Origin of the sequence: Mesorhizobium sp. M1342, from assembly GCF_040317955.1 — a bacterium.
GTDB lineage: Bacteria > Pseudomonadota > Alphaproteobacteria > Rhizobiales > Rhizobiaceae > Mesorhizobium.
In genome coordinates, this window is the sequence record NZ_JAMYLI010000013.1 from 1 (window position 1) to 25,054 (window position 25,054).

The 25,054-nt window shown below is 63.7% G+C and carries 23 protein-coding genes; 10 read left to right on the top strand and 13 right to left on the bottom strand.

The features are described 5' to 3' along the window. Window positions 1–152 precede the first annotated feature (152 nt). Window positions 153–1,217, top strand: a complete 1,065-nt coding sequence (locus NKH06_RS15070) for an alpha/beta fold hydrolase (protein WP_352440937.1) — start codon at window positions 153–155, stop codon at window positions 1,215–1,217. 44 nt (window positions 1,218–1,261) lie between these two features. Here NKH06_RS15070 and pyk read toward each other — a convergent pair whose 3' ends face one another. Further along, window positions 1,262–2,698 (bottom strand): pyruvate kinase, encoded by a 1,437-nt coding sequence (pyk, locus tag NKH06_RS15075; protein ID WP_023810921.1) that lies wholly within the window; start codon window positions 2,696–2,698, stop codon window positions 1,262–1,264. Beyond that, entirely contained in the window at window positions 2,695–3,183 is a 489-nt protein-coding gene (locus NKH06_RS15080; protein ID WP_127260459.1) for a DUF1036 domain-containing protein, read from the bottom strand. The genes pyk and NKH06_RS15080 overlap by 4 nt, the downstream gene beginning before the upstream one ends. 245 nt (window positions 3,184–3,428) lie before the next feature. On the opposite strand from NKH06_RS15080, the gene NKH06_RS15085 reads away from it, so the two are divergent. The 3 genes from NKH06_RS15085 (at window position 3,429) to NKH06_RS15095 (ending at window position 5,844) form a co-directional block, all read left to right on the top strand. After that, a complete protein-coding gene (locus NKH06_RS15085; protein ID WP_352440938.1) occupies window positions 3,429–4,226 on the top strand; it encodes an N-formylglutamate amidohydrolase in 798 nt (265 codons plus the stop codon). An 11-nt stretch (window positions 4,227–4,237) separates the two neighbouring features. Beyond that, complete coding sequence (locus NKH06_RS15090; protein WP_352893357.1) at window positions 4,238–4,546, top strand: DUF1244 domain-containing protein; 309 nt, start codon at window positions 4,238–4,240, stop codon at window positions 4,544–4,546. A gap of 122 nt (window positions 4,547–4,668) precedes the next feature. Continuing rightward, a complete protein-coding gene (locus tag NKH06_RS15095; RefSeq protein WP_352864894.1) occupies window positions 4,669–5,844 on the top strand; it encodes an MFS transporter in 1,176 nt (391 codons plus the stop codon). On the opposite strand, the gene NKH06_RS15100 is transcribed toward NKH06_RS15095, so the two are convergent. Beyond that, window positions 5,808–6,716 (bottom strand): LysR family transcriptional regulator, encoded by a 909-nt coding sequence (locus NKH06_RS15100; RefSeq protein WP_128305534.1) that lies wholly within the window; start codon window positions 6,714–6,716, stop codon window positions 5,808–5,810. The two genes, NKH06_RS15095 and NKH06_RS15100, sit on opposite strands and share 37 nt — an antisense overlap. 114 nt (window positions 6,717–6,830) lie before the next feature. Between NKH06_RS15100 and NKH06_RS15105 the strand changes: the two genes are divergently transcribed. Both NKH06_RS15105 and NKH06_RS15110 read left to right on the top strand, forming a co-directional pair. Beyond that, entirely contained in the window at window positions 6,831–7,040 is a 210-nt protein-coding gene (locus NKH06_RS15105) for a DUF680 domain-containing protein (protein WP_128305533.1), read from the top strand. A 76-nt stretch (window positions 7,041–7,116) separates the two neighbouring features. Then, window positions 7,117–8,076, top strand: a complete 960-nt coding sequence (locus NKH06_RS15110) for an SDR family oxidoreductase (protein ID WP_128305532.1) — start codon at window positions 7,117–7,119, stop codon at window positions 8,074–8,076. A 63-nt stretch (window positions 8,077–8,139) separates the two neighbouring features. Here NKH06_RS15110 and NKH06_RS15115 read toward each other — a convergent pair whose 3' ends face one another. From NKH06_RS15115 to NKH06_RS15140, 6 genes are all read right to left on the bottom strand, one after another. Next, window positions 8,140–8,298, bottom strand: coding sequence for a DUF3309 family protein (locus NKH06_RS15115; RefSeq protein ID WP_023810914.1), 159 nt, complete (start codon window positions 8,296–8,298; stop codon window positions 8,140–8,142). A 92-nt stretch (window positions 8,299–8,390) separates the two neighbouring features. Then, complete coding sequence (locus NKH06_RS15120) at window positions 8,391–11,570, bottom strand: efflux RND transporter permease subunit (protein ID WP_352440940.1); 3,180 nt, start codon at window positions 11,568–11,570, stop codon at window positions 8,391–8,393. Between the two features lie 86 nt (window positions 11,571–11,656). Next, a complete protein-coding gene (locus NKH06_RS15125) occupies window positions 11,657–12,829 on the bottom strand; it encodes an efflux RND transporter periplasmic adaptor subunit (protein ID WP_031213157.1) in 1,173 nt (390 codons plus the stop codon). A gap of 154 nt (window positions 12,830–12,983) precedes the next feature. Further along, window positions 12,984–13,592 (bottom strand): hypothetical protein, encoded by a 609-nt coding sequence (locus NKH06_RS15130; protein WP_352893358.1) that lies wholly within the window; start codon window positions 13,590–13,592, stop codon window positions 12,984–12,986. Continuing rightward, complete coding sequence (locus NKH06_RS15135) at window positions 13,589–15,862, bottom strand: xanthine dehydrogenase family protein molybdopterin-binding subunit (RefSeq protein ID WP_352893359.1); 2,274 nt, start codon at window positions 15,860–15,862, stop codon at window positions 13,589–13,591. Before NKH06_RS15135 ends, NKH06_RS15130 begins: the two co-directional genes overlap by 4 nt. Before the next feature lie 2 nt (window positions 15,863–15,864). Beyond that, window positions 15,865–16,326 carry a (2Fe-2S)-binding protein gene (locus NKH06_RS15140; RefSeq protein ID WP_352893360.1) on the bottom strand — a complete coding sequence of 154 codons (462 nt, stop codon included), beginning with the start codon at window positions 16,324–16,326 and terminating at the stop codon, window positions 15,865–15,867. A 119-nt stretch (window positions 16,327–16,445) separates the two neighbouring features. On the opposite strand from NKH06_RS15140, the gene NKH06_RS15145 reads away from it, so the two are divergent. After that, window positions 16,446–17,045, top strand: coding sequence for a TetR/AcrR family transcriptional regulator (locus NKH06_RS15145; protein ID WP_352750553.1), 600 nt, complete (start codon window positions 16,446–16,448; stop codon window positions 17,043–17,045). Between the two features lie 23 nt (window positions 17,046–17,068). Here NKH06_RS15145 and NKH06_RS15150 read toward each other — a convergent pair whose 3' ends face one another. The 3 genes from NKH06_RS15150 to NKH06_RS15160 all read right to left on the bottom strand — a co-directional run bounded on the left by NKH06_RS15150 (window position 17,069) and on the right by NKH06_RS15160 (window position 20,306). Beyond that, window positions 17,069–18,202 carry a patatin-like phospholipase family protein gene (locus NKH06_RS15150; protein ID WP_031213140.1) on the bottom strand — a complete coding sequence of 378 codons (1,134 nt, stop codon included), beginning with the start codon at window positions 18,200–18,202 and terminating at the stop codon, window positions 17,069–17,071. Between the two features lie 46 nt (window positions 18,203–18,248). After that, entirely contained in the window at window positions 18,249–19,064 is an 816-nt protein-coding gene (locus NKH06_RS15155) for a 3-hydroxybutyrate dehydrogenase (protein ID WP_031213135.1), read from the bottom strand. 153 nt (window positions 19,065–19,217) lie between these two features. After that, a complete protein-coding gene (locus tag NKH06_RS15160; protein ID WP_352893361.1) occupies window positions 19,218–20,306 on the bottom strand; it encodes a citrate synthase/methylcitrate synthase in 1,089 nt (362 codons plus the stop codon). Between the two features lie 92 nt (window positions 20,307–20,398). Here NKH06_RS15160 and NKH06_RS15165 point away from each other — a divergent pair, with 92 nt between their 5' ends. Further along, window positions 20,399–21,538: a citrate/2-methylcitrate synthase gene (locus NKH06_RS15165; RefSeq protein ID WP_352750555.1), complete on the top strand. Its 1,140-nt coding sequence runs from the start codon at window positions 20,399–20,401 to the stop codon at window positions 21,536–21,538. A 21-nt stretch (window positions 21,539–21,559) separates the two neighbouring features. Here the strand turns inward: NKH06_RS15165 and phaR are convergent, their stop codons facing one another. Beyond that, on the bottom strand, window positions 21,560–22,171 hold the full coding sequence (phaR, locus tag NKH06_RS15170; protein ID WP_128305522.1) for a polyhydroxyalkanoate synthesis repressor PhaR: 612 nt from the start codon (window positions 22,169–22,171) through the stop codon (window positions 21,560–21,562). 301 nt (window positions 22,172–22,472) lie between these two features. Here phaR and NKH06_RS15175 point away from each other — a divergent pair, with 301 nt between their 5' ends. Continuing rightward, window positions 22,473–23,651 (top strand): acetyl-CoA C-acetyltransferase, encoded by a 1,179-nt coding sequence (locus NKH06_RS15175; protein WP_128305521.1) that lies wholly within the window; start codon window positions 22,473–22,475, stop codon window positions 23,649–23,651. Window positions 23,652–23,743: 92 nt separating this feature from the next. After that, window positions 23,744–24,469 (top strand): acetoacetyl-CoA reductase, encoded by a 726-nt coding sequence (phbB, locus tag NKH06_RS15180; RefSeq protein WP_023814310.1) that lies wholly within the window; start codon window positions 23,744–23,746, stop codon window positions 24,467–24,469. The last annotated feature ends 585 nt before the right edge of the window (window positions 24,470–25,054 follow it).

Here is a 25,054-nt window from a genome sequence, read left to right on the forward strand (position 1 = left end):
CCCCATCAAGTACTCACTTACTACACCCCAACAGCCCACCAGCGATCCTCACCATGATCCCTTCAGCGCATATGACCAAATAACCAACGGCCCTACTCCACAACTCCCCTACTCCCCTACAACTCATCCCCCTCCACCTCCGTATCTCCCCCATGAACCTGATCTACGCCGCCCTTGCCTTCCTGATGGCGCTTGTGTTCGGCTTCGTCGGCGTCACCCGCGTCGGCTCATGGCTGATCGAGCGCCGCAATCCGCCGATCGGCGAGTTCGCCGACATTGACGGCGCCCGCATCCACTATGTCCATGTTCCGGCACCCGCCAATGCCGAGCTGCCGCCGATCGTCTTCATCCACGGCGCCAGCGCCAATCTCAGGGACCAGATGCTGCCGCTGCGTCCCTTGCTCGAAGGCCGCGCCGAAATGCTGTTCTTCGACCGGCCAGGCCACGGCTGGTCGGGTCGCGGCACCAACAACGAGAACCCGTCGGCGCAGGCCGACACCATTGCCGGACTGATGGACCATCTCGGCATCAAGAAGGCTGTCATCGTCGGCCATTCCTTCGGCGGCGTGGTGACATCGGCCTTTGGCCGGGAGCATCCCGACAAGACGCTCGGGCTGGTCTTCCTCGCACCGGCGACCCACCCATGGCCGGGCGGCGCAACCGCCTGGTACTACGATCTGACTACCATGCCGGTGCTCGGCTGGCTGTTTTCCGAGACGCTGACCTATCCGGCCGGTACACTGCAGATGGCCGACGCTACCACCTGCGTTTTCTCGCCCAACAAGGTGCCCGACAATTATCTCAGAATGGCCTCTATCCCGCTGGTGCTGCGACCAACAGCCTTTCGTGCCAACGCCACCGATGTCGCCGGGCTCTATCGCTATGCCCTCGGCGCCGCACCGCGCTACAACGAGATCAAGGCGCCAACCGTGGTCATTTCAGGCGATCGCGACAAGGTGGTCTATGCACATATCCATTCGGTCGGCCTGGCGCGCGACATTGCCGGTGCCGAACTCGTCTGGGTGCACAATCTCGGCCACAAGCCAGACTGGATCGCGCCCGACCTGACCGTCGGCGCCATCGAGAAGGTCGCCGGGAAGAGTATAGACCTGCAGGCGATGGCAACGGCAGTGGAGGCGCGCATCGCCGGCGACGCCTACGGCGCCGGCAGATGCGCCGATATCAAGGTACCGCAGGCCGAACTCGCGCCGACCTAAAGCGGATCACCTGAATCCGTTCAGAGGCGACACGCTTTAGGAATCTAGCGGCTGACTTGTGTGTCCGATCCGATATAGGCGATGCGCAGCATGTTGGTCGAACCCGGTGTCCGCAACGGTACGCCCGCGGTGATGATGACGCGGTCGCCCGGCTTGCCGAAGCCTTCGTCGAAGGCGATGCGGCAGGCGCGATTGACCATGTCGTCGAGGTCGACGGCGTCGGGTGAGACGACGCAATGCGTGCCCCACAAAAGCGACAGCCGCCGCGCCGTGTTGAGGATCGGCGACAGCGCGATAACAGGCACTTGCGGCCGCTCGCGGGCGGCGCGCAGGCCTGTGGTGCCTGATGCGGTGTAGGTGATGATCGCCGCCAGCTTCAGCGTTTCGGCGATCTCGCGCGCGGCCAGCGAAATGGCATCGGCGCCAGTCGCCTCCGGCTCGGAGCGCTGGGCGTTGATGATGCCGGCATAGGTCGGATCGGTTTCGACCTTGGTGGCGATACGGTTCATCATTGCCACGGCCTCGACGGGATAGGCACCCGCCGCCGATTCCGCCGACAGCATGATGGCATCGGCGCCTTCGAAGACGGCGATCGAAACATCGGACACCTCGGCGCGGGTCGGCACCGGTGCCGTGATCATCGATTCCAGCATCTGCGTTGCAACCACCACCGGCTTGCCGGCGCGGCGTGCGGCGCGCGTGATCTGCTTCTGGATGCCGGGCACCGCCTCGAGCGGCATCTCGACGCCGAGATCGCCGCGGGCGACCATCAGCGCGTCGGACAATTCGATGATCTCGGCCAGCCGGGCGACGGCCTGCGGCTTTTCGATCTTGGCCATGATCAGCGCCCGGCCGCGTGCGATCTTGCGCGCTTCGGCCAGATCCTCCGGCCGCTGCACGAAGGACAGCGCCACCCAGTCGACGCCCGTGGCCAGCACGGCATCGAGGTCCTTGCGATCCTTCTCGGTCAGCGCGCCGACCGGGAGGTCGGTGTCGGGCAGGCTGACGCCCTTCTTGTCGGAAATGGTGGTGCCGGCGACGACGGTGCAGACGATCGACTTGCCGTCGCTCTTCACCGCCTTCAGCTCGAGCTTGCCATCGTCGATCAGCAGGCGATGGCCGGCTTCGACCGAGCTCAGAATTTCCGGATGCGGCAGATAGACCCTGGTCGAGGTGCCAGGCTCTGGATTGTCGTCGAGGGTGAAGGTCTGGCCTTGCGTCAGCACTTCCTTGCCGTTGGCGAACTTGCCGACGCGCAACTTTGGCCCTTGCAGATCGGCCAGGATGCCGATCGGCCGGCCAACCGCTTCCTCGACAGCGCGGATGCGTCCGACCAGCGTGCGCATCAGTTCATGGTCGGTATGGCTCATATTGATGCGGAACACATCGGCGCCCGCTTCGAACAGTTTCTTCAGCATCTCCTCCGACGAGGAGGCCGGACCGATGGTGGCTAGGATCTTGACCTTGCGGCTACGTCTCATTGACTGTTTGTTCCCGGGGCGGCTGGAGCGCCTCCCGTTGTGGACTCATCGGTCAGCTGGACCATCCAGCTTGCCTGTTCGCCCGTGTCATATTCCTGGAATCCGGCGCGCTGAAAGCCCCGGGCGACGCAGTCGGTCACGCCTGCGATCTTGAACTCTTTTTCAGCCACGCACATGTTGATCGGGCCATCCCAGCGTCCACCGCGTTCGGCGTCTTCTGCATAAAGATAGTAAAACCTTGATGACAGCGGCCCTTCGATCAGCGTCTTGCAACTCGATCCCTCGATGTGCCACCAGCCTTCGGTGATCCAGCCGGCCTTGGCGCGATAGCCGATGCCGACACCGACCAGGTTCTGCGTGGCGTTGCAGACGCGGAAATCGGCGCGCGCCGGCGAAGCCACGACCATGGCCGACAGGCCGATGGCAAGAGTGAGGAGCGGCATGGCAAAGGCAGAGCGCATGCGCTGCCCGCCGGCGGAACTCATCCGAAAACCCCTCAAAAACCACATCAGCATCTCTCTGCGCCCCTTTTCGGAAAAGTCCGGGCGCATGTCAACGCACCGTTTTGTCCAATTCCAATCGATTTAGAAAGGCTCCGGCGCACAATTCGCCGACTTGTGCCAGATTTCCGGGGAAACCTTGGCCAAACAACGGCATTGCGCAAGCGTCGTCTTCGTGGAATGACGATAGCACCCTCCCCGGAAGCCAGCGAACAGACCATTTCCCGCCAATGACCCGATCCACAGTTTTCGCGCCTTTCGACATCATCGAGGGCGATCGCAGGCGAGGCATCGTGCTGTTGGGCGATCATGCCCGTCGCGACCTGCCCGACGACTACGGCAGCCTCGGCCTGCCCTCAGCCGAGTTCGACCGCCACATCGCCTATGACATCGGCGTCGAGGCGGTGACGCGCGAACTGGCTGCCCTGCTCGGCGTGCCGGCGGTGCTTGCCAATTTTTCGCGGCTGCTGATCGATCCCAACCGCGGCGAAGACGACCCAACGCTCATTCGCCAGCTTTATGACGGCACTGTCGTACCTGGGAACTACCCCATCGCTGCCGAGGAGCGCGAGAGGCGGCTCGACGGGTTCTACCGACCCTATCACGACGCCGTCGGCGCCATGATCGCCTCGGTCGCACAGGCTTCCGCCCAGGCGCCCTTCATCTTTTCGGTGCATTCCTTCACCCCTGCCATGCAAGGAATCCAGCGTCCTTGGCACGTCGGCATCCTGTGGGACCTCGACGACCGCGTGGCGCGGCCGTTGATAGACATGCTGGCGCAGGACAAGAACCTCGTCGTCGGCGACAACGAACCCTATGACGGCGCGCTGCGCGGCGACACCATGTACAAGCACGCCATCGTCAACGGCTTCGCCCATGCGCTGATCGAGATCCGACAGGATCTGATATCGGACCAGAAGGGCGCGCTCGCCTGGGCCGAACGGTTGGCGCCGATCGTTGACGCGATCGATCGCCGTCCCGATATACATGTGGTGAAGATGTTCGGCTCGCGCACCGGGCCGCTATGACGGAGGTTTCGATGACCGAACTCAGCGACGAGCAGCAACGCGATTTCGAAGCGGCCGCCTTCCGCCGGCTGGTCGAGCATCTGCGCGAGCGCAACGATGTGCAGAACATCGACCTGATGAATCTCGCCGGCTTCTGCCGCAACTGCCTGTCGAACTGGTATCGGGAGGCAGCCAATGCCGAGGGCGTCGATCTCACCAAGGATCAGTCGCGCGAGATCGTCTACGGCATGCCTTATGGGGAATGGCAGACGCTGAACCAGACCGAGGCCTCCGACGCCAAGAAGGCCGAATTCGAGGCAAGGCACCCCCAGGACCATTGACGCCGTCGTCCCCGCGATCGCTTAAGGCTATGTTGGCCCAAAATGCTTCCCGAAAGAGCCTTGACTGAAAATTGAATCGATCTAATTTGCCGCGCGAAGCCATTTTCAGCGGGATTCGCCTCATGAACGCGTCAACTGCCAAGCTGACTGCCATTCGCGGAAGATGGGCGCTCGCGGCCATTTTCCTGGCCAACGGCTTCCTGACGGGCAGCTGGGCGCCGCAGATTCCGGTGTTCCTGACGCGGCTGGAGATCTCGAAGTTCACGCTCGGTCTGCTGATACTCTTATTCGGCGTCGGTGCCGTCGTCGCGATGACCTGGTGCGGCCATTTGATTTCCAGACATGGCTCGCGCACCGTACTGCGCTGGTTCGCCCTGTGCGGCAGCCTCGGTCTGATGGTCGTGGCGCTGGCGCCCAACGTACCGGTGGCGGCCGCGGCCATGATCGTCTTCGGCGGCTCGATCGGTGGCATGGACGTTGCCATGAATGCCAATGCCGTGGTGGTCGAACGGCGGCTCTCCCGCGCCGTCATGTCGTCCTCGCACGGCTTCTGGAGTCTCGGCGGCTTCGCCGGCGGCGGCCTCGGCGGCTTTGCCATCCAGCACTACGGCCACCTCGCCCACGCGGCGGCGGTAACGGTGTTTGCCTTCGCGGTGATCGCGGTGGCCGTTCGCCATCTCCTCACCGAAGACGGCCCGCAGGCAGCCGAGCACCACAAATTCGCACTGCCGGCAAACCCGCTGGTTTATCTGATCGGACTGATGGCGCTGCTGGCGATGATCTCCGAAGGCGCGGTGCTCGACTGGGCAGCCCTGTATCTGCGCCAGGAGCTCGGCGCCGATCTCGCCGTTGCCGGCCTCGCCTACGCCGGATTTTCGGGCGTCATGGCGGTTACGCGGTTCTTCGGCGACGGCATACGCAATCGCTTCGGCGCGGTGACGACGCTGCGCGTGTCGGCCCTCGTAGCCGCGGTCGGCATGCTGGTGGCTGGCCTGGCGCCCTCGCCCTGGCTCGCTATTGCAGCCTTTGCCTTTTGCGGCTTCGGCATCGCCAATATGGTGCCAATCATCTTTTCGGCCGGCGGCAACCAGGAAGGCATGTCTTCCGGCACCGGCATGAGCGTGGTCACCACTATCGGATACTGCGGCATACTGGTGGCGCCGTCGGCGATCGGCTTCGTTGCCGAGCATTCCAGCTTCGGCCCGATCTTCATCACCATGTCGGGACTGCTGATCATCGTGTTGCTGATGGCCGGGCTCGCTCACCGCGCCGAATTCGCGCCAGCACCCGCCGAATAGCGTTTCAGCTCCTCGTGGAGAAAATCCACCACCCGGCGGATGCGCACGCTGGTACGCACGTCGCGATGCATCGCCAGCCACACCGGCAGAACTGGCAGCGGCAGATCTGGCAGAACCTTCTCTATCAAAGGATCCCTGTCGGCCAGCGGCTCCTGACCAAGGCCGATGCCGTTTCCCGCCCGCACCGCTTCCCACAAAACGATCTGGTTGTCGGCCCTGAAGCGGAAGCTGCTCCGGGTGACGGGGATGCCATACTGGGTAAAGCCCCTGATGATCTCGTCGCCGCGGTCGAAGCCGACCAGGTCGTGGCCGACAAGATCGGCAGGCTTCAGCGGACGGCCGCGCCTGTCGAGATAGGATTTGGCCGCGCAGGCGCAGAGCTCGATATCGCAGACCCTGCGTGCCATCAGCTCGTTCTGCGCCGGCTTGACCATGCGGATGGCGATGTCGGCATCTCGACGCAGCAGGTTCTCGACCTGGTTGGAAGCAACGATCTCGACCTCGATGCCGGGCTCCTCGATCCCCAGCCGCATCGTCATCTCAGGCAGGACATAGGCCGCCACCACCTCGCTGGCGGCGATGCGCACCGTGCCTTCGATGGCCTCGACCGAACCCAGCGCCAGGAGTGAGAAGGCGCTTGCCTGCTCGCTGACCGCCTTGCCGCGTTCGAACAGCGTGCTGCCGGCCTCCGTCAGTTCGTAACCGTGCCGTCCTCGACGGAAGAGTGTGACGCCGAGTGCCCGTTCCAACTCGCCGATGTGACGGCCAAGCGTCGGCTGGCTGGCCGAAAGCTTTCGCGCGGCGGCCGACAGGCTGCCGGATTCCGCCACGGCGACAAAGCTCTTGATCAGGTTCCAGTCGATTTCTGTCATTCATTTATGAATATCAGAACGCCATATGTAGTCAATTTCCATTCGCGTTCGGAGCGACCATATTCCGGCTGCAGACACCAACACGGACTGCAAACACCAACCAGGAGAACTCAGATGACCAAGATCGCTCTCACCACCGCCGCCATCCTCATTTCCGTCAGCGCCGCCTTTGCCGGCAGCGACAAGTTTGGCTCGAACGACGCCAGCCAGCCGGCTGTCACCAGCACCGACAACACGACCACCGCTTCGATCCACAACCCGGATGCGGCCGTCCGGCAGCCGGTCACGCAAGGCAGCAACCGCGACCTCTTCGGCAACCGCTGATCTCGATCGCGCTTGTCGCTGATCCCGATCGCGCGTCCAGACCGACCACGCAAATCCCAACCCAGGAGTGCTTCCAATGACCAGTATCGCAATTCTCGGTGCCAATGGCCGGCTCGGCCGCGTGGTCGCCAAGGCCTTCATCGACGCGGGCTACGAGGTCCGCGCCGTCACCCGCAACGGCAAACTGCCAACTGAACTTGAAGGCGCTACGGCCGTTGCCGGTGACGCGCTCGACCGGGAAGCGCTGATCCGCGCCACGGAAGGTGTCGACATCATCTTCAACGGCCTCAACCCGATCTACACCGAATGGGTCAAGTGCCTGCCGATCGCCGAGAATGTCATGACCGCTTGCCATGCCAACAACGCACTGCATCTCTTTCCCGGGACCGTATACAATTACGGATCGCCGATGCCGGAGGTGATCACGGAAGACACGCCGTTCCGCCCGACGACCGACAAGGGGCGCATCCGCGTCGCCATGGAGGACCTGTTTCACCGCGAGGCCGAAGCACGCCGCGTCCGCACCATCATTTTGCGGGCCGGCGACTTCTTCGGCGGCACCGGCAGCGGCTCGTGGTTCGACTTGGTCGTCGCTGCCAAGATCAACAAGGGTATCTATACGGCGCCCGGCCCGGTCGACCTCGTACATGAATGGGCCTACCTACCGGATCTGGCCAGGGCTTTCGTCGGACTGGCGCAGAACCTGGACAAGCTCGGCGCTTATGAAGCCTTCAACTTCCCCGGCCATCCCGTCACCGACCTGGAGATCAAGGCAGCCGCAGAGAAGGCGCTTGGGCGTCCGCTCAAGATGACCTCGATGGCCTGGTGGGTGCTGCGCGCCGGTAGCCCGTTCGTGGCGATGTGGCGTGAGATCGTGTCGATGTCCTATCTGCGCTTCGAACCGCACCAACTGGCGTCGGCAAGGCTGGAAGGCATCATCGGCGCGATCCCGCACACGCCGCTGGATCAGGCCGTCACTGAAGCTCTCGGGGATATCGGCATTGCCACCGTGACCGGCGTTGCGAAAGCTGCCTGACGTCCGCGATGGCGGGCGATGCTCCTCCGCACATTGACAATCTCCGCGGACTGAGAGGGCGCCTCAGAGCCGTCCCATCAACAGCAGCACCATAAGCACCACCAGCACCACGCCGACAATACCCGAGGGCCCATAGCCCCAGGAGCGCGAATGTGGCCAGGCCGGCACCGCGCCGATGAGGATAAGGACCAGGACGATGATGACGATGGTGGTGATCGGCATGAGAACCCCGCAATTCGACGTTTCGCCCAAGAACAATGCAAAAGGCCGCCCGGTTGTTCCGGGCGGCCTTTTGCGGTCAAATCGGCATTGGTCTATTCGGCGGCTTTCGGAAAGGCGATATCCGGCTCGGCTCCGGTATCCTGCCCCTGCGCATCGGTCGAGGAAATCTCGCCCTTGCCACGCCGGAACAGCCGGCTGAACCAACCGCGCCGTGCGCCCGGCTTGACCTTGGCGCGGGTGAACACGATCAGCATCGACGGCGTCACCACCAGCGTCAGCACGGTGGCGAAGGACAGGCCGAAGACGATCGCCGAGGACAGCGAAATCCACCATTGCGTCGACGGCGCGTTGATCGTCGTCTCGTGATGGAAGATTTCCAACCCGAGGCCGAAGGCGATCGGCAGCACGCCGAGAATGGCCGAAACAGCCGTCAGCACCACCGGACGGGCGCGCTCGCGGCAAGTCTGCAGCACCGCCTCGACCTTGTCCCAGCCTTCTTCACGCAGCCGGTCATAGGTGTCGATCAGCACGATGTTGTTGTTCACCACCACGCCGGCCAGAGCGATGACGCCGATGCCCGACATGACGATGCCGAACGTCTCGCCTGTTATCAGCAGGCCGAGGAACACGCCGATCGTCGCCATGACCACGCAGGACAGCACCAGCCAGACGCTGGTGAACTTGTTGAACTGCGCCAAGAGCACCAGGAAGATCAGGAAGATCGCCGCCCCGAAGGCCTTGCTAAGAAAGGCGCTGGCTTCGGCGCTGTCCTCGTTCGAGCCGGCCAGCTTCCAGCGGATGCCGCTGCCGAGATCCATGTCGGAGACGGCTTTGGTGACCTGCTCCTGCACAGCCGCGACCTGAGCGCCGGCGGCGACGTTGGCCTGGACGACCACCGTACGCGCGCCGTCGATGCGGTTGAGGATGCCGACCGTCGGCTCGGGCTTGCGCACGACGAAGTTCGAGATCGGCACCGAGCCTTGTGAGGTCTGCACCCTGAGTTCGTCGAGCGTCGACAGCGTGCGCCGGTCTTCGGGCAGCCGCAGCCTTATGTCGACCGCGTCGTCGGCTCCGGCAGGCCGGTATTCCGAGAGCTTCAGCCCGTTGGTCACCAGTTGCACCACCGTCCCGACCGAGGTTGGGCTGATGCCGTACTGCGCCGCCTTGGCACGGTCGACCTCGAGCGCCCAGTCGACACCGGGCGGCGGCAGGCCGTCGGAAATATCAATGACGCCGGGCACCTTGCCGATGCGCGCCGCAACCTCACGGGCCTTGTCGTCGAGCCCCTTGGGGTCGACGGCCGAAAGCCTGATCTGGATCGGCTTGCCGGTCGGCGGACCGGCTTCCGGCACGCGCACCTCGACATCGACGCCGGGAATGCCGGCCATGACGCCGCGCAGATCGTCCAGGATGTGGTTCGCCGCCTTGCGCTCGCGCCAGTCGATGAATTCGTACTGGATGACGCCGACGACGTCTTCGGGGATATCCTGGCCGCCGCCTTGCGTCTTGCCGACGCGGGTGTAGACCGACTTCACGCCCGGCCAGCCGAGCAGCCTGTCTTCCGCGATCTTGGTCGCGGTATCCATTTCGGCCAGCGAAAGATTGCCGCGCGCATGCACGTAGAGCAGGCCGTAATCCGGTTCGACATTCGGGAAGAACTCGACGCCGGCGCCGTATTTCGAATAGGCAAAGCCGACGCCGAACAAGAGCGCGACGGTCAGCACCAGCACGGTGATGGGGAAGCGCACCGCCTGCTTGACGATCGCCATGTACCAGCCGTCGCGATTGTCATCCTCATGATGCGGCGGCGCCTTGGCGAAGATCGCACCCAGCGTCGGCGCGAAGACAAGCGCATAGAGCATCGAGGCCGACAGCGTGACGATCAGCGTGATCGGCATGTACTTCATGAAGTCGCCGATGATGCCCGGCCAGAACAGCAGCGGTGAGAAGGCGGCGATGCGCGTCATCGTCGCGGCGATGACCGGACCGGCCATGCGCTTGGCTGCGAGCGCGAAGGCTTCCTCCTTCGGCATGCCTTTGCTCATCCGCCGTTCGGCGAACTCGGTGACGATGATGGCGTCGTCGACCAGCATGCCGACGGCCAGGATCAGGCTGAACAGCACGATCATGTTGATCGTGTAGCCCATCATCGCCAGCAGCAGGATGCCGATCAGGAACGACGACGGAATCGCAAGCCCGATGAGCAGCGAGGCGCGGCCGGACAGCGCGTAGAGGATGACGATGAACACCAGGATGACGGCGATCATCACATGGTTCTGCAGGTCGCCGAGCAGCTGGTTGACGAAGACCGACTTGTCCTGCGTGTAGGTGACGTTCATGCCCTCGGGCATCGACTTGACGAACTCGTCGGACACCGTTCGCACCTTGGCGATGGTGTCGATCAGGTTGGAGCCGATGCGCTTCTTGACTTCGATGGCGATGGCCGGCTTGCCGTTGAGACGGGTCACCGTCTCGGCATCCTTGAAGGTCGAACGGATCGTCGCGATGTCCTTGGCCTGCACCACGGCATTGGGGCCGGCGACCACAGGCAGTGCGGCGACATCCTCCGGCGTTTCGATCAGCGACGGCACCTTGACGGCGTATTTGCCCTCCGAGCCTTCGATGTTGCCGGCGGCGACCAGGCTGTTGGAGTTGCCGACCGCACCGATCAACTGATCGAGCTGCAATCCATAGGAAGACAGCTTCATCGGATCGATGACGACCTCGACGAGATCATCGCGCGCACCCTGCAGCGAGCCCTCGAGAACACCGGGAACCTCCTCGATGCGGTCGCGCAGTTCACGCGCGGCGGCGGTCAGCACGCGTTCGGGCAGATTTCCCGAGAGCGTGACGACGAGCACGGGAAATTCGGAAATGTTGACTTCGGTGACGACGGGTTCTTCCGCCGCCTGCGGCAGGTCGGCCTTGGCGTCCTGCACTTTGCTGCGCGTGTCCTGCAGCGCGGTGGCCAGATTGGTCTGCGGCTGGAACTCGACCAGCACGTAGCCGCCGCCCTGGAAGGCGGCCGAACGCATCTCCTTGAGGCCCTTCAGGCTTTTCAGCTTGCTTTCCATCGGCCGCAGCAGAAGCCGCTCCGAATCCTCGGGCGAAATGCCCTGATAGATCAGGCTGACATACATCATCGGAATCGGAACGTCGGGCTCCGCTTCCTTTGGCGTCGCCTGATAGGCGACCCAGCCCGCCAGCAGAAGGAAGACGAGGACCGAAATGGTCAGGCGGGCATTGTTGATTGCGAGTCTGACGATATCCATGGCTAACGCCTGTTCTTGAATTTCCACGAGCTGCGTCGCAGCCGATTGTCCCCGCCCAGGGCTAGTCCGTCGCGACTTGTGCTACGCTACTGGGTGCCGGTCGTCGCCTCGCCGAGCAGCTTCTTGATGATCGCCTGGTCGGCCTCGACCGGATTGACCAGATCGCCTTCCTTCACCAGTTCCTGGCCGGCGACGATGATGCGGGCGTCGGCCGGTATGCCGCCGAGGACGAGGCCGGTCGGCGTGTCGTCAACGAGGTCGATCGGGAAGAACGCCACCTTGTTGTCCTTGCCGACGGCACGGATGCCGAGGTCGCCCTTGTCGCCGAGCGTCACAACCGAGCGCGGCAGCAGCACCGCGTCGGTCGGCTGTGCGTTGAGCGCGATTTCCGCCGTCATGCCGGCCGGCACGGAGCCGTCGGCATTGGGGACGGCAACCTCGACGCGGAAGGTGCGGGTCGCCGACGAGGCATCGCGGCTGATGTAGCGCACGGTGCCTTCGACCGTCTGGCCGCTGACCAGCCGTATGGTGGCCTTGTCGCCGAGCTTGAGATAGCCGAGATCGCGCTCGCTGACTTCGCCACGGGCAATCACCGGATCGAGCTTGAGGATGGTTGCCACCTCGCCGCCTTGCATGACGGAACTGCCAAGTTCCACCGGCACCCGGTCGATAACGCCGTCGAAAGGCGCCTTCACCTCGTTGCGGTCGAGTTCGGCCTGTGCCGTTTCCAGCAGCGACTGCGCCGAGGTCAGGTTCGAGCGCGCGGTGTCGAGCTGCAGCTTCGGCAGATTGCCGGTCTTCATCAGCCGCAAGGCTGCGTCCAGCTCGGCCTGGCGCTGCACCACCAACTGCTTGGCGTTGTCGACCATCGAGATCTTTTCTTCCGCCGCAAGCATCAGCACCAGATCCCCCGTCTTGACGTGATCGCCTTGCTTGACAGGTAGCTTGTCGATGACACCGGCGACGCGCGTCGCCAGCACCGCCCGCTTGTCGGCTTCGGTCAGCCCGGAAATGCGGATGGCGCGTGCATAGGTCTTGCGTGGCGGCGTCACCACCGCGACGGTGCGCAGCGGTGCCTTAGGCTCGGCTTCCGCCGTCTTCGGCTTGCTTGCGTCCGGCGCCTTGGCCTGTTCGGCTTCGGCTGCCTTGGCTTTGTTGGCGGCTACGCTGCCGACCGACGAAAACTCGCCTGTCGCCATCCACGCCGCGAAACCAATGAGCACAACAACGGCTGCAAGCTTGTGAAACCTGATTCTCATCGTCGTTTTTTCCACTGCGGGTTCGGCCAGCGTCCTCATAACGCGGGCGCGTCGCCGATATGGGTGCGCGCCGAGCCGTGTTCAATTTGCCGTGATCGGCGAAGCGCGCTTCTACATCAAAGTTGCACCGCAATATAGTCTGAAAGTTGCAAGATCATTGCGCCGGCGGACAAGATGCGCCGGCCGCTGCCCAGTTTTCGATCGCTTGATAGGTTGCTTCGGCGGAGCCCGGGGCTGGTTCACGACCCGATCCTGGCGCCCAGCCCCAGGCGACCAATCTGTCGTCGCGAACATGCAGCGCGATATCCTTCAAGCTACGGTTGCCGTTGCGCAGGGGATCCTTGATCTGGGCGCAGATTTCGGCCGAGGATTTGCCGAACCAGGCCATCTCGGCTGGCGCCAGATGCCAGTTCTCGGCCCCGGGCGGACCGTGCAATGCCTTGGAATTGCTGGCGAAATGGCAAGTCGTGCAGCGCAGGCCCGGATTGCCGAAGCCCGACCCGTCAGCACCCCGCTGGACATTGAAGGCGTGAACGCGCGTACCGCCGTAATGCGCACCCGACCAGCGCGGCCGCTCGTCCGCGACATGACAGTCGGCGCAGCGCGGATGCGAGAACACCGCATAGACCTTGTCCCATTCGGACAGGCCTTTCGCCGCGTCGATGGTCGCCGGCGCCGGCATCTGGCTCTCTTGCGCGATCGCAAACGGCGCTGCGAGCACGAGCATGGCAGCAGGCGTCAGCATGATGAGGAGCTTCTTCATGCGAAGGCCACCGTTTTCGACAGCGGCAGCGTGCGGACGCGCTTTCCGGTGAGCGCGAAGATGGCGTTGGCGAGCGCCGGAGCCGCCGGCGGTGTGCCGACCTCGCCGACGCCGCCCATCTTGTGGAAGTTTTCCAGGATGGCGACTTCGAAGACCGGGCACTGGAAGATCCGCATGGCGTCGAAATCGTGGAAGTTCGACTGTTCGACCACGCCGTCGGCGAAGGTGATTTCCTGACCCATAGCTGCGGAGAGTCCGTAGATGGCGGCCGAAATCAGCTGCGCCTCGATGATGCCGGGATCGAGCGCGGTGCCGACATCGGCGGCGATCCACACCTTCTCGATGCGGATGCCGGCCGGCGTGTCCGCCACCTGGACGATCTCGCCGACCCAACTGCCGAAGGACAGCGTGAAGGCGATACCCCTGGCCTTGCCGGCGGGCAGCGCCTCGCCCCATTTCGCCATCGCGGCGACTTTCTCCACCACCTTCACCGCCGAGGGATAAGCGGCCATCAGTCTCTTGCGCATCTCGACCGGATCGATTTTTCCGGCAATGGCGATCTCGTCCATGAAACCCTCATGGAAGAAGCCGTTGACCGAACTGCCGACCGAGCGCCAGGAGCCGACAGGGATGGAGACCGGCGCCGCGATACCGCTGACCCGGTAGTTCGGAATGGTGTAGGGCTGGTCATAGGCACCGTCGACGATGCTCTTGTCGGGACCGAGCGGCGATATCGAAGGAAACAGCCGGCGCAGCATGCCGGCAATCACCGATGGCGAGGCCATCCTCATGTCGACGGCGACCGGCATGCCATCGTCGCCGAGCCGCGCCTGGAACTTGCCGATAGCGGCCGGCCGGTAGGCGTCGTGGCGCATGTCTTCTTCACGCGTCCAGGTCACCTTGATCGGGCGCCCGCCCGTCTCCTTCGCCATCAGCGCGGCGCACAGCGCGTAGTCAACCTCGACGCGCCGGCCGAAACCGCCGCCCATGAAGGTGGTGTGCACAGTGATCTTGTCCTGCTCGATGCCGACCGCGTTGGCGCAAAGCTGCCGCACCAGGGTCGGCGCCTGGTTGCCGCACCAGATGTCGAGCGCGCCGTCCCTGAGCTGCGCCGTGGCGTTCATCGGCTCCATCGTCGCATGCGCCAGATAGGGCACCGCATAGTCGGCCTCGACGATCCTTTCACGCGGCGCGTCGGCAAAGGCGGTGTCGACGTCGCCATTGTCGCGCATCACCGACCCCTTGGTGCCGAGCGCCTGCTTCAGGACATCTGAAATAGCGGCGCTGCTGAGCGGGTATTCGGGATCGGACCACTGGGCATCGATCGCCTCGGCCGCCTTGAATGCCGCCCATGTGTTGTCGGCGATGATGCCGAAGCCATGGCCGTAATTCGTCTCCAGCGGCACGATCTTGATCACACCGGGCATTTTCTCGGCTTTCGAGAGGTCCGCCTTGATCGGCGCCGACCAGAAGCGCGGGCTCATCTTGACCGTGCCGTAGACCATGTCCGGCAGCCTGACATCGATGCCGAAGATCGGCGCCCCGGTCACCTTGGCCAGCATGTCGATGCGCTTTTGCGGCTTTCCCAGCAGTTTCCAGTCGGCCCGGTCCTTGAGCCTGACTTCGGCCGGCGGCGCCATCGCGGCGGCGGCCGCGGCGACCGCGCCATAGGTCAGCGACTTGCCGGACGCTTTGTGCAGGATCGAACCGTCGGCCGTTTCCAGATCGGCGGCGGCGACACCGAGTTTTTGCGCCGCAGCCGCGATCAGCATCTGCCGGGCGACTGCACCCGCTTGCCGCATCTTGTCAAAACCGTCGCGTGTCGAAGCCGAACCACCGGTGCCCTGCAGGGCAAGGAACTTGCCGACCACACCGAGACCCGAGCGCACCGCCTGCGCGGTCATGCTCTCGTCGAAGAAGGCGAACGGACCGCCCTCTTCGAGGATCGCGGCGTTGTAATAGGCATGGGAGGCGGGGCCGTGCTCGACCTTGACCCGGTCGAGGCTCACATTGAGTTCTTCGGCGACCATGACGGCGAGCGTCGTCGAAATGCCTTGCCCCATCTCGGCCCGCGGCGCGACGATGGTGATGGTGTTGTCGGCGCCGATCTTCACATAGGGGTTGAAGGTCGCCTCGCCCTTGCCGAGCTCGGCCTCGAGCGGGTTCGGAAAAGGCTTGCGATAATAGTAGTAGCCGACGGCAACGCCGCCCGCGACGGCGGCAGCGCCGATCAGAAACGTGCGGCGGGCGATCTTTCCGACACTGGCCATGGTCAGAGCCCCGCCGTCTTGAGCGCCGCGGCCTTCTTGATGGCCGAGCGGATTTTGGGATAGGTGCCGCAGCGGCAGAGATTGCCGCCCATGGCGTTGTCGATATCGGCGTCGCTTGGGTTGGCGACTTCGTCGAGCAGCGCCACCGCGCTCATGATCTGGCCGGGCTGGCAGTAGCCGCATTGCGCGACCTGTTCCTCCAGCCATACCTGCTGCACCGCATGCAGTCTGCCTGCTGTGCCGATGCCTTCAATGGTCGTGACAGCGCCACTGACCTGCCCAACCGGGAGTGAGCAGGAACGCACCGGCTGACCGTCCACATGCACCGTGCAGGCGCCGCAGGCGGCGATACCGCAGCCGAATTTCGGCCCGGTCTTGCCAATGAGATCGCGCAGCGCCCACAGCAGCGGCATGTCAGGATCGGCATCGATATCGAAAGACTGACCGTCGACGGTAAGGCGCATGGGGATACCCTTTGTTGTCCACTGCCAAGGGCGAAGCGTCCTCTCGACCGTTTCGCCCAATACAGATTGACAAATTTCGTCATTTTGTCAAATAGGATTTTGCAGGATAGAATTGCTCCATGAACCAGATCGAAGACATCGCCGCCACAGATCCCAAACGCGTCCGTATCCTGGATGGCGCGATGAAGGTGTTTTTGGCCTATGGCTTCACCCGCACCACCATGGACGACATCGCCCGCGCCGCAGACATGTCGCGCCCGGCGCTCTATCTCTTGTTCAAGAACAAGACCGACATTTTCCGCGCCATCGCCATGATGATCCTGTCGCGCTCGGTCGAGGCGGCAAAGATTGCCCTATCCGGCGATGGCCCTTTCACCGAGCGCATGATGCGGGCCATCGATGAGGCATTCATCTCGATGATGGGCGCGGTCGTTGCCTCGCCGCACGGCGCCGAATTGCTGGATATGAAATCGAGCCTTGGCGATCTGGTAGGCTGCTGGCGCGGCGGGCTTGGCCAACACATCGGCGCCGCGATCCAGGGGGAGGCAGCCAGGAACGGCGTCGACCTGGCGGCCAGGGGCCTGTCGGCGCAACTGCTCACCGACATGCTGCTCGACGGGCTGGAAGGCATGAAGGCGCGGATCAGAGATCCGGAGGGACAGCGGCAGGCGGCCGCTGCCCTGATCAGGGTGATCGACCTCGCCTTGAAAGCTCGATGAAACCAGCTGTATCGGGTTTCAGTTCAGGCCCGACGGCGAACCACCTCCGGATTTTTGCGCACAGCGAGGAATTCCTTGACCCGCCGGCCGGGTGCCGGACCGCGCACCGGCTTGAAGCCGTCATCGAGTTCGCCGGAGAGATCGAGCGTCGGTCGCTTGCCGACGGCGTCGTAATTCTCTTCCAGCCAGTCGCTGGCGGCTGTGCGGCCGAGGTCTCTGAGATACGTCAGGAACGCCCATTCGGCATTGACCTTTGATGACGCCGACAGGTCCTTGAACGCCTCGTCGGCATCGATGCGGTGCATGCGGATGTCGCGATATTCGCCATGCGGCAGACGGCCGGCGGCGATCAGTTCCTTGACGAAGGCGATCGAGCGGAATTCTCGCAGCAGCCCGGCGTTGAAGGTGATCTCGTCGATGCGGTTCTGGATCTCGTTCGCGCTCCTTGGCGTTCCCTCCCGCACCACCGGATTGATCTGCACCAGGAGCACATCCTCGGTCGCCGCGGTCTTGAAGAACGGATAGAGCGCCGGGTTGCCGCCATAGCCGCCGTCCCAGTAGGGCACGCCCTTGATCTCGACGGCGCGGAACAATTGCGGCAGACAGGCCGAAGCCATCACCACGTCGAGGTCGATCTCGCCGTCGGAAAAAACGCGCAACTGTCCGGTCTCGACATTGGTCGCCGAGATGAACAGTTCCATCGACTTGCAGGCGCGGACATTGTCGAAATCGATCTCCTGCTCCACCACGTCGCGCAGCGGGTTAAGGCCGAGCGGATTGGCGACGTAGGGCGAGAACACCCGCGACATGGTGTCGAAGAAGACATAGCCAGGCGTATTCTCGATCGACCAGTTGCCCCAGGCGACATCCCACGGCATGCGCTGCACTGGGCTGAACCGGCCCTTGGCCGCCACCGCGCGCCAGAAATCCTCAAGTTTTTGCCGCGCTCCCTCGACACCGCCGCGCACATATCCGTCGGCCAGCGCCACCGCGTTCATGGCGCCGGCGCTGGTGCCGGACACTGCTGATATCTCCAGCCGTCCGTCCTCCAGCAGGCGGTCGAGCACACCCCAGGAAAAGGCCCCGTGCGAGCCGCCGCCCTGAAGCGCGATGTTGATCGTCTTCTTCGTCTCCTCCGCCTTGCCGTTTTTGGTCATGGCGTCGTCCTTGGTGCGTTTTGGGTAGATGAGAAGATTTCGCGCCTCACGCGGCGGTCCAGCCGCCATCTACCGAGAGATGCGTGCCGTTGATCTGCGCTGCCGCGTCCGAGCACAGGAACACCGCCGCTGCCGCGATCTGCTCTACCGTGACGAATTCCTTGGTCGGCTGCTTGTCCAGCATGACCTCACGGATGACGGTCTCGCGGTCCATCTGATGGGCTTTCATCTGATCGGGGATCTGCGCCTCGACCAGCGGCGTCAGCACATAGCCCGGGCAGATGGCATTGCAGGTGATTTTTTCGCGCGCCAGTTCGAGCGCGACGGTCTTCGTCAATCCCATGATGCCGTGCTTGGCCGAGACATAGGCCGACTTGAACGGCGACGCGACCAGGCCGTGTGCCGAGGCGATGTTGACGATCCGCCCGCCGCCGGCATTTTTCATCAGCGGAATGGCGGCTGCAATGGTGTGGAATGCCGACGACAGGTTGATGGCGATGATGGCGTCCCATTTCTCGATCGGGAACTCTTCCACCGGCGCGACATGCTGGATGCCGGCATTGTTGACCAGGATATCGACCGAACCGAATGTTTCGGCCGCCTTGGCGACAAGCGCCCGGCATTCCGCCGGTTTCGACATATCGGCCTTGATGTAGGCGGTCTTCACTCCATACTGTTTGGCAATCGCGTCGGCCATGGCGTGGTCGGCGGTCGTGTCGGAGAAAGAGTTGACTACGACGTTGCGGCCTTCGGCCGCCAGCGCCTGGGCGATGGCCAGGCCAATGCCCGATGTGGAGCCGGTGATGACTGCGGTTTTTCTGGCGGCCAAGGGCGGAATCCTCTGGTTACGGCAAGAATGCATCTATGTTGCAGTGCAGCATATATGCTCAATACGACGCAATAACAGCGGCCAGATTTGTGGGCGAGATGAAATTTTCGTCATAAGCGGCCACACGGCCGCTCACCAGGAGGATATCGTTTGGATCGCCGGTCGCTCGCCAGGCGCCGATAAGCCTCAGGCAGCCAGCTCCGGCACAGGCCCGACATAGCGCGACTGCGGGCGGATCAGCCGCCCGATCGTCTGCTGCTCGCGCGCATGCGCGATCCAGCCGGCGACGCGCCCGGTGGCAAAGACATTGCTGAAAGCTTGTGGCGGAAAGCCCGCCGCCTCCAGCAGCAGCGCGGTGTAGAACTCGACATTGGTCTGCAGCGAGCGCGACGGCTTGGCGATCCGCAGCACGTCGAGCGCTACCTGTTCCACTGTCTCCGCGAATGCCAGCCGGCGGCCGGTTTCGCCCTCGCCGCCGAGTTGCCGCACGACGGACTTCAGCACATCGGCGCGCGGATCGCGCACGCGGTAGATGCGGTGGCCGAAGCCCATGATGCGCCTGCCGTGCGCGATCTCGTCGCGAAGCCAGCCGGCGGCATCGCCATGCGCCTGGATCGCATCCAGCATCTCGATCACCGGACCGGGCGCCCCGCCATGCAGCGGCCCCTTGAGTGCGCCGAGCCCGGCCAGCACGGAGGATGTCAGGCCGGCCTGCGTCGAGGCCACCACGCGCGTCGCAAAGGTCGATGCGTTGAGGCCGTGGTCGCAGACGGTCACCAGATAGGTGTCGAGCGCCTTCGCCAGCGCCGGCGAGGCGACGCTGCCGTTCAGCATCCTCAACATGTCGGCGGCATGATCGGCCCGGCTGTCCGGCGCGATCGGCTCCTCGCCGCGCTGCAGGCGCAGCAGGGCCGGCGTCAGCACGGCGGGCGCTGCGATGAGCAGCAAGGCGTTCGTCGATGTGTCGCCGTCCGGCAGCAGCGCCATGCCGGCGCGCATGGCGCTGTAGACATCGAGCGACGCCAGCCGGGGCAACGAGGGTAAAAGCCGTTCGAACACCTCAGCACGTGCCTGGCCCAGCTCACCCGTCAGCTTCGCGTCGGCGGGAAGGTCGTCGAAGAAGCCGTCGAGCAGCAGGCGCATCACCTGAGCATAGTCCCAGCGGCCGGCCAGCGCGGGCAGCGAATGACCTCGGATCGTCAGCCGGCCGCCAAGACCATCCACATCGGAAAGCACGGTTTCCGCCGCCACCACGTCATCGAGCCCATTCGCCATAGCCTGTCTCCTTGAAGCATTTCCAGATCGGAGATAGAGATGGGCAACGTTTCCATCAATCTTGATCAATAGAATCAATATTGGGGTTCGATATGTCGGAGTGGTTGTCCAGAGAAGAAGCGCTGGAGAGGCTCAAGGTGCGGGCGCAGACGCTGTACGCCTATGTCAGCCGTGGGCGCATCGGCATGCGGCCCGACCGCGCCGATCCGCGCCGCAGCCAGTATCGTGCCGACGATATAGAAGCGCTGGCAACGCGGAGGGCGCGCGGACGGAGCCCATCAGCCATCGCTGAAAGCGCCATTGCCTGGGGCGAGCCCTCGATCGCAACGGCGATCTCGACCGTCTCGCACGGTCGGCTCATCTATCGCGGGCAGGACGCCGCGGTGCTCTCCGGGCACGCCACACTGGAAGAAGCCGCCGCCGTTCTCTGGGCTCTGCCGGAACCGGTGGCTTTCGAAGCACCATTGCCGGACGCACCCCATCAAGCTGGCCGGGCTGCGGCCTTTGCGCGACTTGCCGTGCTTGCCGGCCAGGGGCGCCCATCGCTTGGGCGCAGCGCCGCCTCGCTGCATGCCGACGCCGCGCACGCGGTCGGCGTGCTGGCCGCCGCGCTGGGCGCACCGGCGGGGCCGGATCCGGTCCATCAGCGGCTTGCGCAGGACTGGTCGGTGGATGCCGGCGGCGCAGATGCGATCCGCCGCGCGCTTGTCCTGCTTGCCGATCATGAGCTGAATGCATCGACCTTCGCCGCGCGCGTCGCAGCCTCCACCGGCGCGCCGCTGGCCGCTTGCCTGCTGGCGGGGCTCGCGACGCTGTCAGGCCCTCGCCATGGCGGCGCCGGCGAGGCGGTGATGCAACTGGCCGAGGATGCTGCGCGGCATGGCGCCGATGCGGCGATTCGGCGCTGGCTCAGCCATGACCGGCCGCTGCCGGGGTTCGGTCATCAGCTCTATCCCGACGGCGACCCCCGAGGGGCAGCGCTTCTGTCGGTGATCGAGGTTGACGGCACACTATCGTCGCTGCGCGACGCTGCCTTTGCGGCGACCGGCGCGCTTCCCAACATCGACTTTGGGCTGGCCGCGCTGACGCGCAGTCTTGGCTTGCCGCGCGATACGCCGTTCCGCCTGTTTGCGCTCGCACGCAGCGTCGGCTGGGCAGCGCACACGGTCGAACAGATAACAGGCGGAGGCCTTATCCGGCCGCGCGGCCGCTACGAGGGAATACTGCCGTAAGATCGCGAGAGCGCCAGGCGCTCACGACATCGTGTCGAGTTTGCGCTGCATGGCCGCGATCTGGTCCTTCAGCTCCTGAAGGTCGTCGGGCTTGTCAGCCGTTTCCTTCCTGGCCGGCTCGGGCGTTGGCGCAGCCGCCGGCGTAGAGCCAGCGGGCGGGAACGGCGTGAACAGCCGCATCGCATTCTGGAACATTTCCATGTTGCGGCGTGTCTGTTCCTCCAGCGCCTTGATCGGCGTAGTGATCTTCATCATGTCGAGCGGCGACTTGCCGATCGCCCCCTTCATCTGCTCGCGAAAGCGCTCCTGCTCCTTGGAAAAGGCGAGCATCGACTGTTCGAGGAAGCTCGGCACGATCATCTGCATCTGGTCGCCGTAATAAGCGATGAGCTGGCGCAGGAACGGGATCGGCAGCATGTTTTGCCCGTCCTTGTTCTCCAGTTCGAAGATGATCTGGGTCAGCACCGGATGCGTGATGTCGTCGCCGGTCTTGGCGTCCTGGACGGTGAACTCCTCGCCCTTCTTGACCATCTCGGCGAGGTCCTCGAGCGTCACATAGGTGCTGGTGCCGGTGTTGTAGAGGCGGCGATTGGCGTATTTCTTGATGATGATCGGATCGTCTTTAGCGGCCATCTACATCCTCCCGGGGACACCGGCGCGCCTCTGAGCAAGCCGCCGATAACGATTGTGCCTTTTTTTTGAGGATATGCGCAAAAGCTTCACAATTCCAAGCAGTTTGTGCAGTGCGGGATCACTAAATGCTGCATAGCAGGCAAAATATGCTGCGCAGCAATGGACGAATGGCCGCCATGGCAAGGCACGACCTGCTTGCGGCGCATGGGCGCCCTGCCTATTTCCGGTTTGACTTGGGGTTGGGAAAGGGCAAGAAAAGTCCCTAACGACAGAACGACACCCTTGAAGTCTGGAGAAGAAAATGTCCGCTTCCATCGTCATTGCCAGCGCGGCGCGCACGCCGGTCGGCTCCTTCAACGGCGCCTTTGCCGCCACCCCGGCGCATGAGCTCGGTGCCGTTGTCATCAGGGAATTGCTGTCACGTGCCGGTGTCGAACCAGGCGAGGTCGACGAGGTCATCCTCGGCCAGGTGCTGACCGCCGCGCAAGGCCAGAACCCGGCCCGCCAGGCATCGATCAATGCTGGCTTGCCCAAGGAAACCACAGCCTGGGGCCTCAATCAGGTTTGCGGCTCGGGCCTGCGTGCCATTGCGCTCGGCATGCAGCAGATCGCCACCGGCGATGCCAAGGTCATCGTCGCCGGCGGCCAGGAATCGATGTCGCTTTCGACCCATGCCCAGCACCTGCGCGCCGGCGTCAAAATGGGCGACTTCAAGTTGATCGACACCATGATCAAGGACGGGCTGTGGGATGCCTTCAACGGTTATCACATGGGCAACACCGCCGAAAACGTGGCACGTCAGTTCCAGATCACCCGCGAAGACCAGGATCAGTTTGCGCTGGCTTCGCAGAACAAGGCCGAGGCCGCGCAAAAGGCCGGCAAGTTCAAGGACGAGATCGTCGCCGTCACACTCAAGGGCAAGAAGGGCGACACCATTGTCGACCAGGACGAATACATCCGCCATGGCGCCACGCTCGACGCCATGACCAAGCTGAAGCCGGCCTTTGACAAGGACGGCACGGTGACCGCCGCCAACGCCTCCGGCATCAATGACGGCGCCGCCGGCGCGCTGCTGATGAGCGAGGCGGAAGCGGTGAGGCGCGGCATCACCCCGCTGGCACGCATCGTGTCCTGGGCAACCGCCGGCGTCGATCCGCAGATCATGGGCACCGGCCCGATTCCAGCATCGCGCAAGGCCTTGGAAAAGGCCGGCTGGTCGGTCGGCGATCTCGACCTGGTCGAGGCCAACGAGGCCTTTGCCGCGCAGGCCTGCGCCGTCAATAAGGACATGGGCTGGGACCCCTCGATCGTCAACGTCAATGGCGGCGCCATCGCCATCGGCCACCCGATCGGTGCTTCCGGCGCCCGTGTCTTCAACACGCTGGTCTTCGAGATGCGCCGGCGCGGCGCCAAGAAGGGTCTCGCTACCCTGTGCATCGGCGGCGGCATGGGCGTCGCCATGTGCATCGAAGCACTCTGAAGAACTCGCTAACGGGCGGCGCGAGCCGCCCGTTCTGTATTCAGTGCCTGCCAAGCCCGACAACAGGGCGGTATCAAAAAAAGGGGAAATGCATGACCAAGGTAGCAATCGTCACAGGCGGATCGCGCGGCATCGGCGCGGCGATCTCTATCGCATTGAAGACCGTCGGCTATTCGGTTGCCGCGAACTACGCCGGCAATGACGCCGCAGCGGCGAAATTCAAGGCCGAGACCGGCATTCCGGTCTACAAATGGTCGGTCGCCGACTATGATTCCTGCGCCGCCGGCATCAAGCAGGTCGAGGCCGATCTCGGCCCGGTCTCGGTGCTGGTCAACAATGCCGGCATCACCCGCGACGCCATGTTCCACAAGATCACGCGCGAGCAGTGGAAAGAGGTCATCGACACCAACCTGTCCGGCGTCTTCAACATGACGCATCCGCTGTGGAGCGGCATGCGCGACCGGAAGTTCGGCCGCGTCATCACCATCTCGTCGATCAACGGCCAGAAAGGCCAGGCCGGCCAGGTCAACTATTCCGCCGCGAAGGCTGGCGACATCGGTTTCAGCAAAGCCCTCGCTCAAGAGGGAGCTCGCGCGGGCATCACCGTCAACGTCATCTGCCCTGGCTACATCGCCACCGAGATGGTGAAGGCGATCGACGAGAGGGTGCTCAACGACCGCATCATCCCGCAAATCCCCGTCGGCCGCCTCGGCGAACCGGAAGAGATCGCGCGCTGCGTCGTCTTCCTCGCATCCGAAGATGCCGGCTTCATCACCGGCTCGACCATCACGGCCAACGGTGGCCAATACTTCGCCTGATGACGTGGCGATGTAGGAGATCGACGGGCCGGCACACCGGCCCGTTTCCGGCACGGTCCCTTTGACGTGCTCGCGACCGTAGCTGACCCAATTCGGCACGCGAAGGTTAACAGCCGGCAGCCGCCCTGTGCAAAAGCTCCCTGGCAACCTGTGGATTCTCGGTGGATAAACTGTTCACAACACAAGATATTGGGCTGAACAAATCGGGAAAATTACGCCATCGCCGATTCGTCGCCGATTCGTTCCGGCTATGAGCTGAACGTTAACGACGACAGCCGGAATCGCCTGCCCAACTGCTTAACGCAGGTTAAGAAAGATCAACAATTTCATAATGTTGATCGAGGCGCGCCAAGCCACCGTGATTGGTTCCAGGCAAAGGTTAACGGCAACGCCCTCTTAGCATGAAACGGGCCAGTTCAGCGATTCAGCATGTGGTGCGACTCGCGGTCGCGAAATCCACATGTAGCCGTGAACAAAAGCTGAATCTGCAGGAGTCACTGATTCGTCGCCGATTCGTTCCAGACTCGTTCTATCCGTTAATCCGCAGCCGGTTGAAAGCTTGACAAAACCACCTTCTGGCCGCCG

Excerpts from the sequence above, each read along its gene's own strand:
- NKH06_RS15110 (WP_128305532.1), top strand. The coding sequence starts at position 7,117 with ATGACCAGTATCGCAATTCTCGGTGCCAATGGCCGGCTCGGCCGCGTG.
- NKH06_RS15085 (WP_352440938.1), top strand. The coding sequence starts at position 3,429 with ATGACCCGATCCACAGTTTTCGCGCCTTTCGACATCATCGAGGGCGAT.
- NKH06_RS15135 (WP_352893359.1), bottom strand. The coding sequence starts at position 15,862 with ATGGCCAGTGTCGGAAAGATCGCCCGCCGCACGTTTCTGATCGGCGCT.
- NKH06_RS15095 (WP_352864894.1), top strand. The coding sequence starts at position 4,669 with ATGAACGCGTCAACTGCCAAGCTGACTGCCATTCGCGGAAGATGGGCG.
- NKH06_RS15130 (WP_352893358.1), bottom strand. The coding sequence starts at position 13,592 with ATGAAGAAGCTCCTCATCATGCTGACGCCTGCTGCCATGCTCGTGCTC.
- NKH06_RS15125 (WP_031213157.1), bottom strand. The coding sequence starts at position 12,829 with ATGAGAATCAGGTTTCACAAGCTTGCAGCCGTTGTTGTGCTCATTGGT.
- NKH06_RS15105 (WP_128305533.1), top strand. The coding sequence starts at position 6,831 with ATGACCAAGATCGCTCTCACCACCGCCGCCATCCTCATTTCCGTCAGC.
- NKH06_RS15120 (WP_352440940.1), bottom strand. The coding sequence starts at position 11,570 with ATGGATATCGTCAGACTCGCAATCAACAATGCCCGCCTGACCATTTCG.
- NKH06_RS15080 (WP_127260459.1), bottom strand. The coding sequence starts at position 3,183 with ATGAGTTCCGCCGGCGGGCAGCGCATGCGCTCTGCCTTTGCCATGCCG.
- NKH06_RS15155 (WP_031213135.1), bottom strand. The coding sequence starts at position 19,064 with ATGCATTCTTGCCGTAACCAGAGGATTCCGCCCTTGGCCGCCAGAAAA.
- NKH06_RS15175 (WP_128305521.1), top strand. The coding sequence starts at position 22,473 with ATGTCCGCTTCCATCGTCATTGCCAGCGCGGCGCGCACGCCGGTCGGC.
- NKH06_RS15090 (WP_352893357.1), top strand. The coding sequence starts at position 4,238 with ATGACCGAACTCAGCGACGAGCAGCAACGCGATTTCGAAGCGGCCGCC.
- pyk (WP_023810921.1), bottom strand. The coding sequence starts at position 2,698 with ATGAGACGTAGCCGCAAGGTCAAGATCCTAGCCACCATCGGTCCGGCC.
- phaR (WP_128305522.1), bottom strand. The coding sequence starts at position 22,171 with ATGGCCGCTAAAGACGATCCGATCATCATCAAGAAATACGCCAATCGC.
- NKH06_RS15100 (WP_128305534.1), bottom strand. The coding sequence starts at position 6,716 with ATGACAGAAATCGACTGGAACCTGATCAAGAGCTTTGTCGCCGTGGCG.
- NKH06_RS15140 (WP_352893360.1), bottom strand. The coding sequence starts at position 16,326 with ATGCGCCTTACCGTCGACGGTCAGTCTTTCGATATCGATGCCGATCCT.
- NKH06_RS15160 (WP_352893361.1), bottom strand. The coding sequence starts at position 20,306 with ATGGCGAATGGGCTCGATGACGTGGTGGCGGCGGAAACCGTGCTTTCC.
- phbB (WP_023814310.1), top strand. The coding sequence starts at position 23,744 with ATGACCAAGGTAGCAATCGTCACAGGCGGATCGCGCGGCATCGGCGCG.
- NKH06_RS15115 (WP_023810914.1), bottom strand. The coding sequence starts at position 8,298 with ATGCCGATCACCACCATCGTCATCATCGTCCTGGTCCTTATCCTCATC.
- NKH06_RS15145 (WP_352750553.1), top strand. The coding sequence starts at position 16,446 with ATGAACCAGATCGAAGACATCGCCGCCACAGATCCCAAACGCGTCCGT.
- NKH06_RS15070 (WP_352440937.1), top strand. The coding sequence starts at position 153 with ATGAACCTGATCTACGCCGCCCTTGCCTTCCTGATGGCGCTTGTGTTC.
- NKH06_RS15150 (WP_031213140.1), bottom strand. The coding sequence starts at position 18,202 with ATGACCAAAAACGGCAAGGCGGAGGAGACGAAGAAGACGATCAACATC.
- NKH06_RS15165 (WP_352750555.1), top strand. The coding sequence starts at position 20,399 with ATGTCGGAGTGGTTGTCCAGAGAAGAAGCGCTGGAGAGGCTCAAGGTG.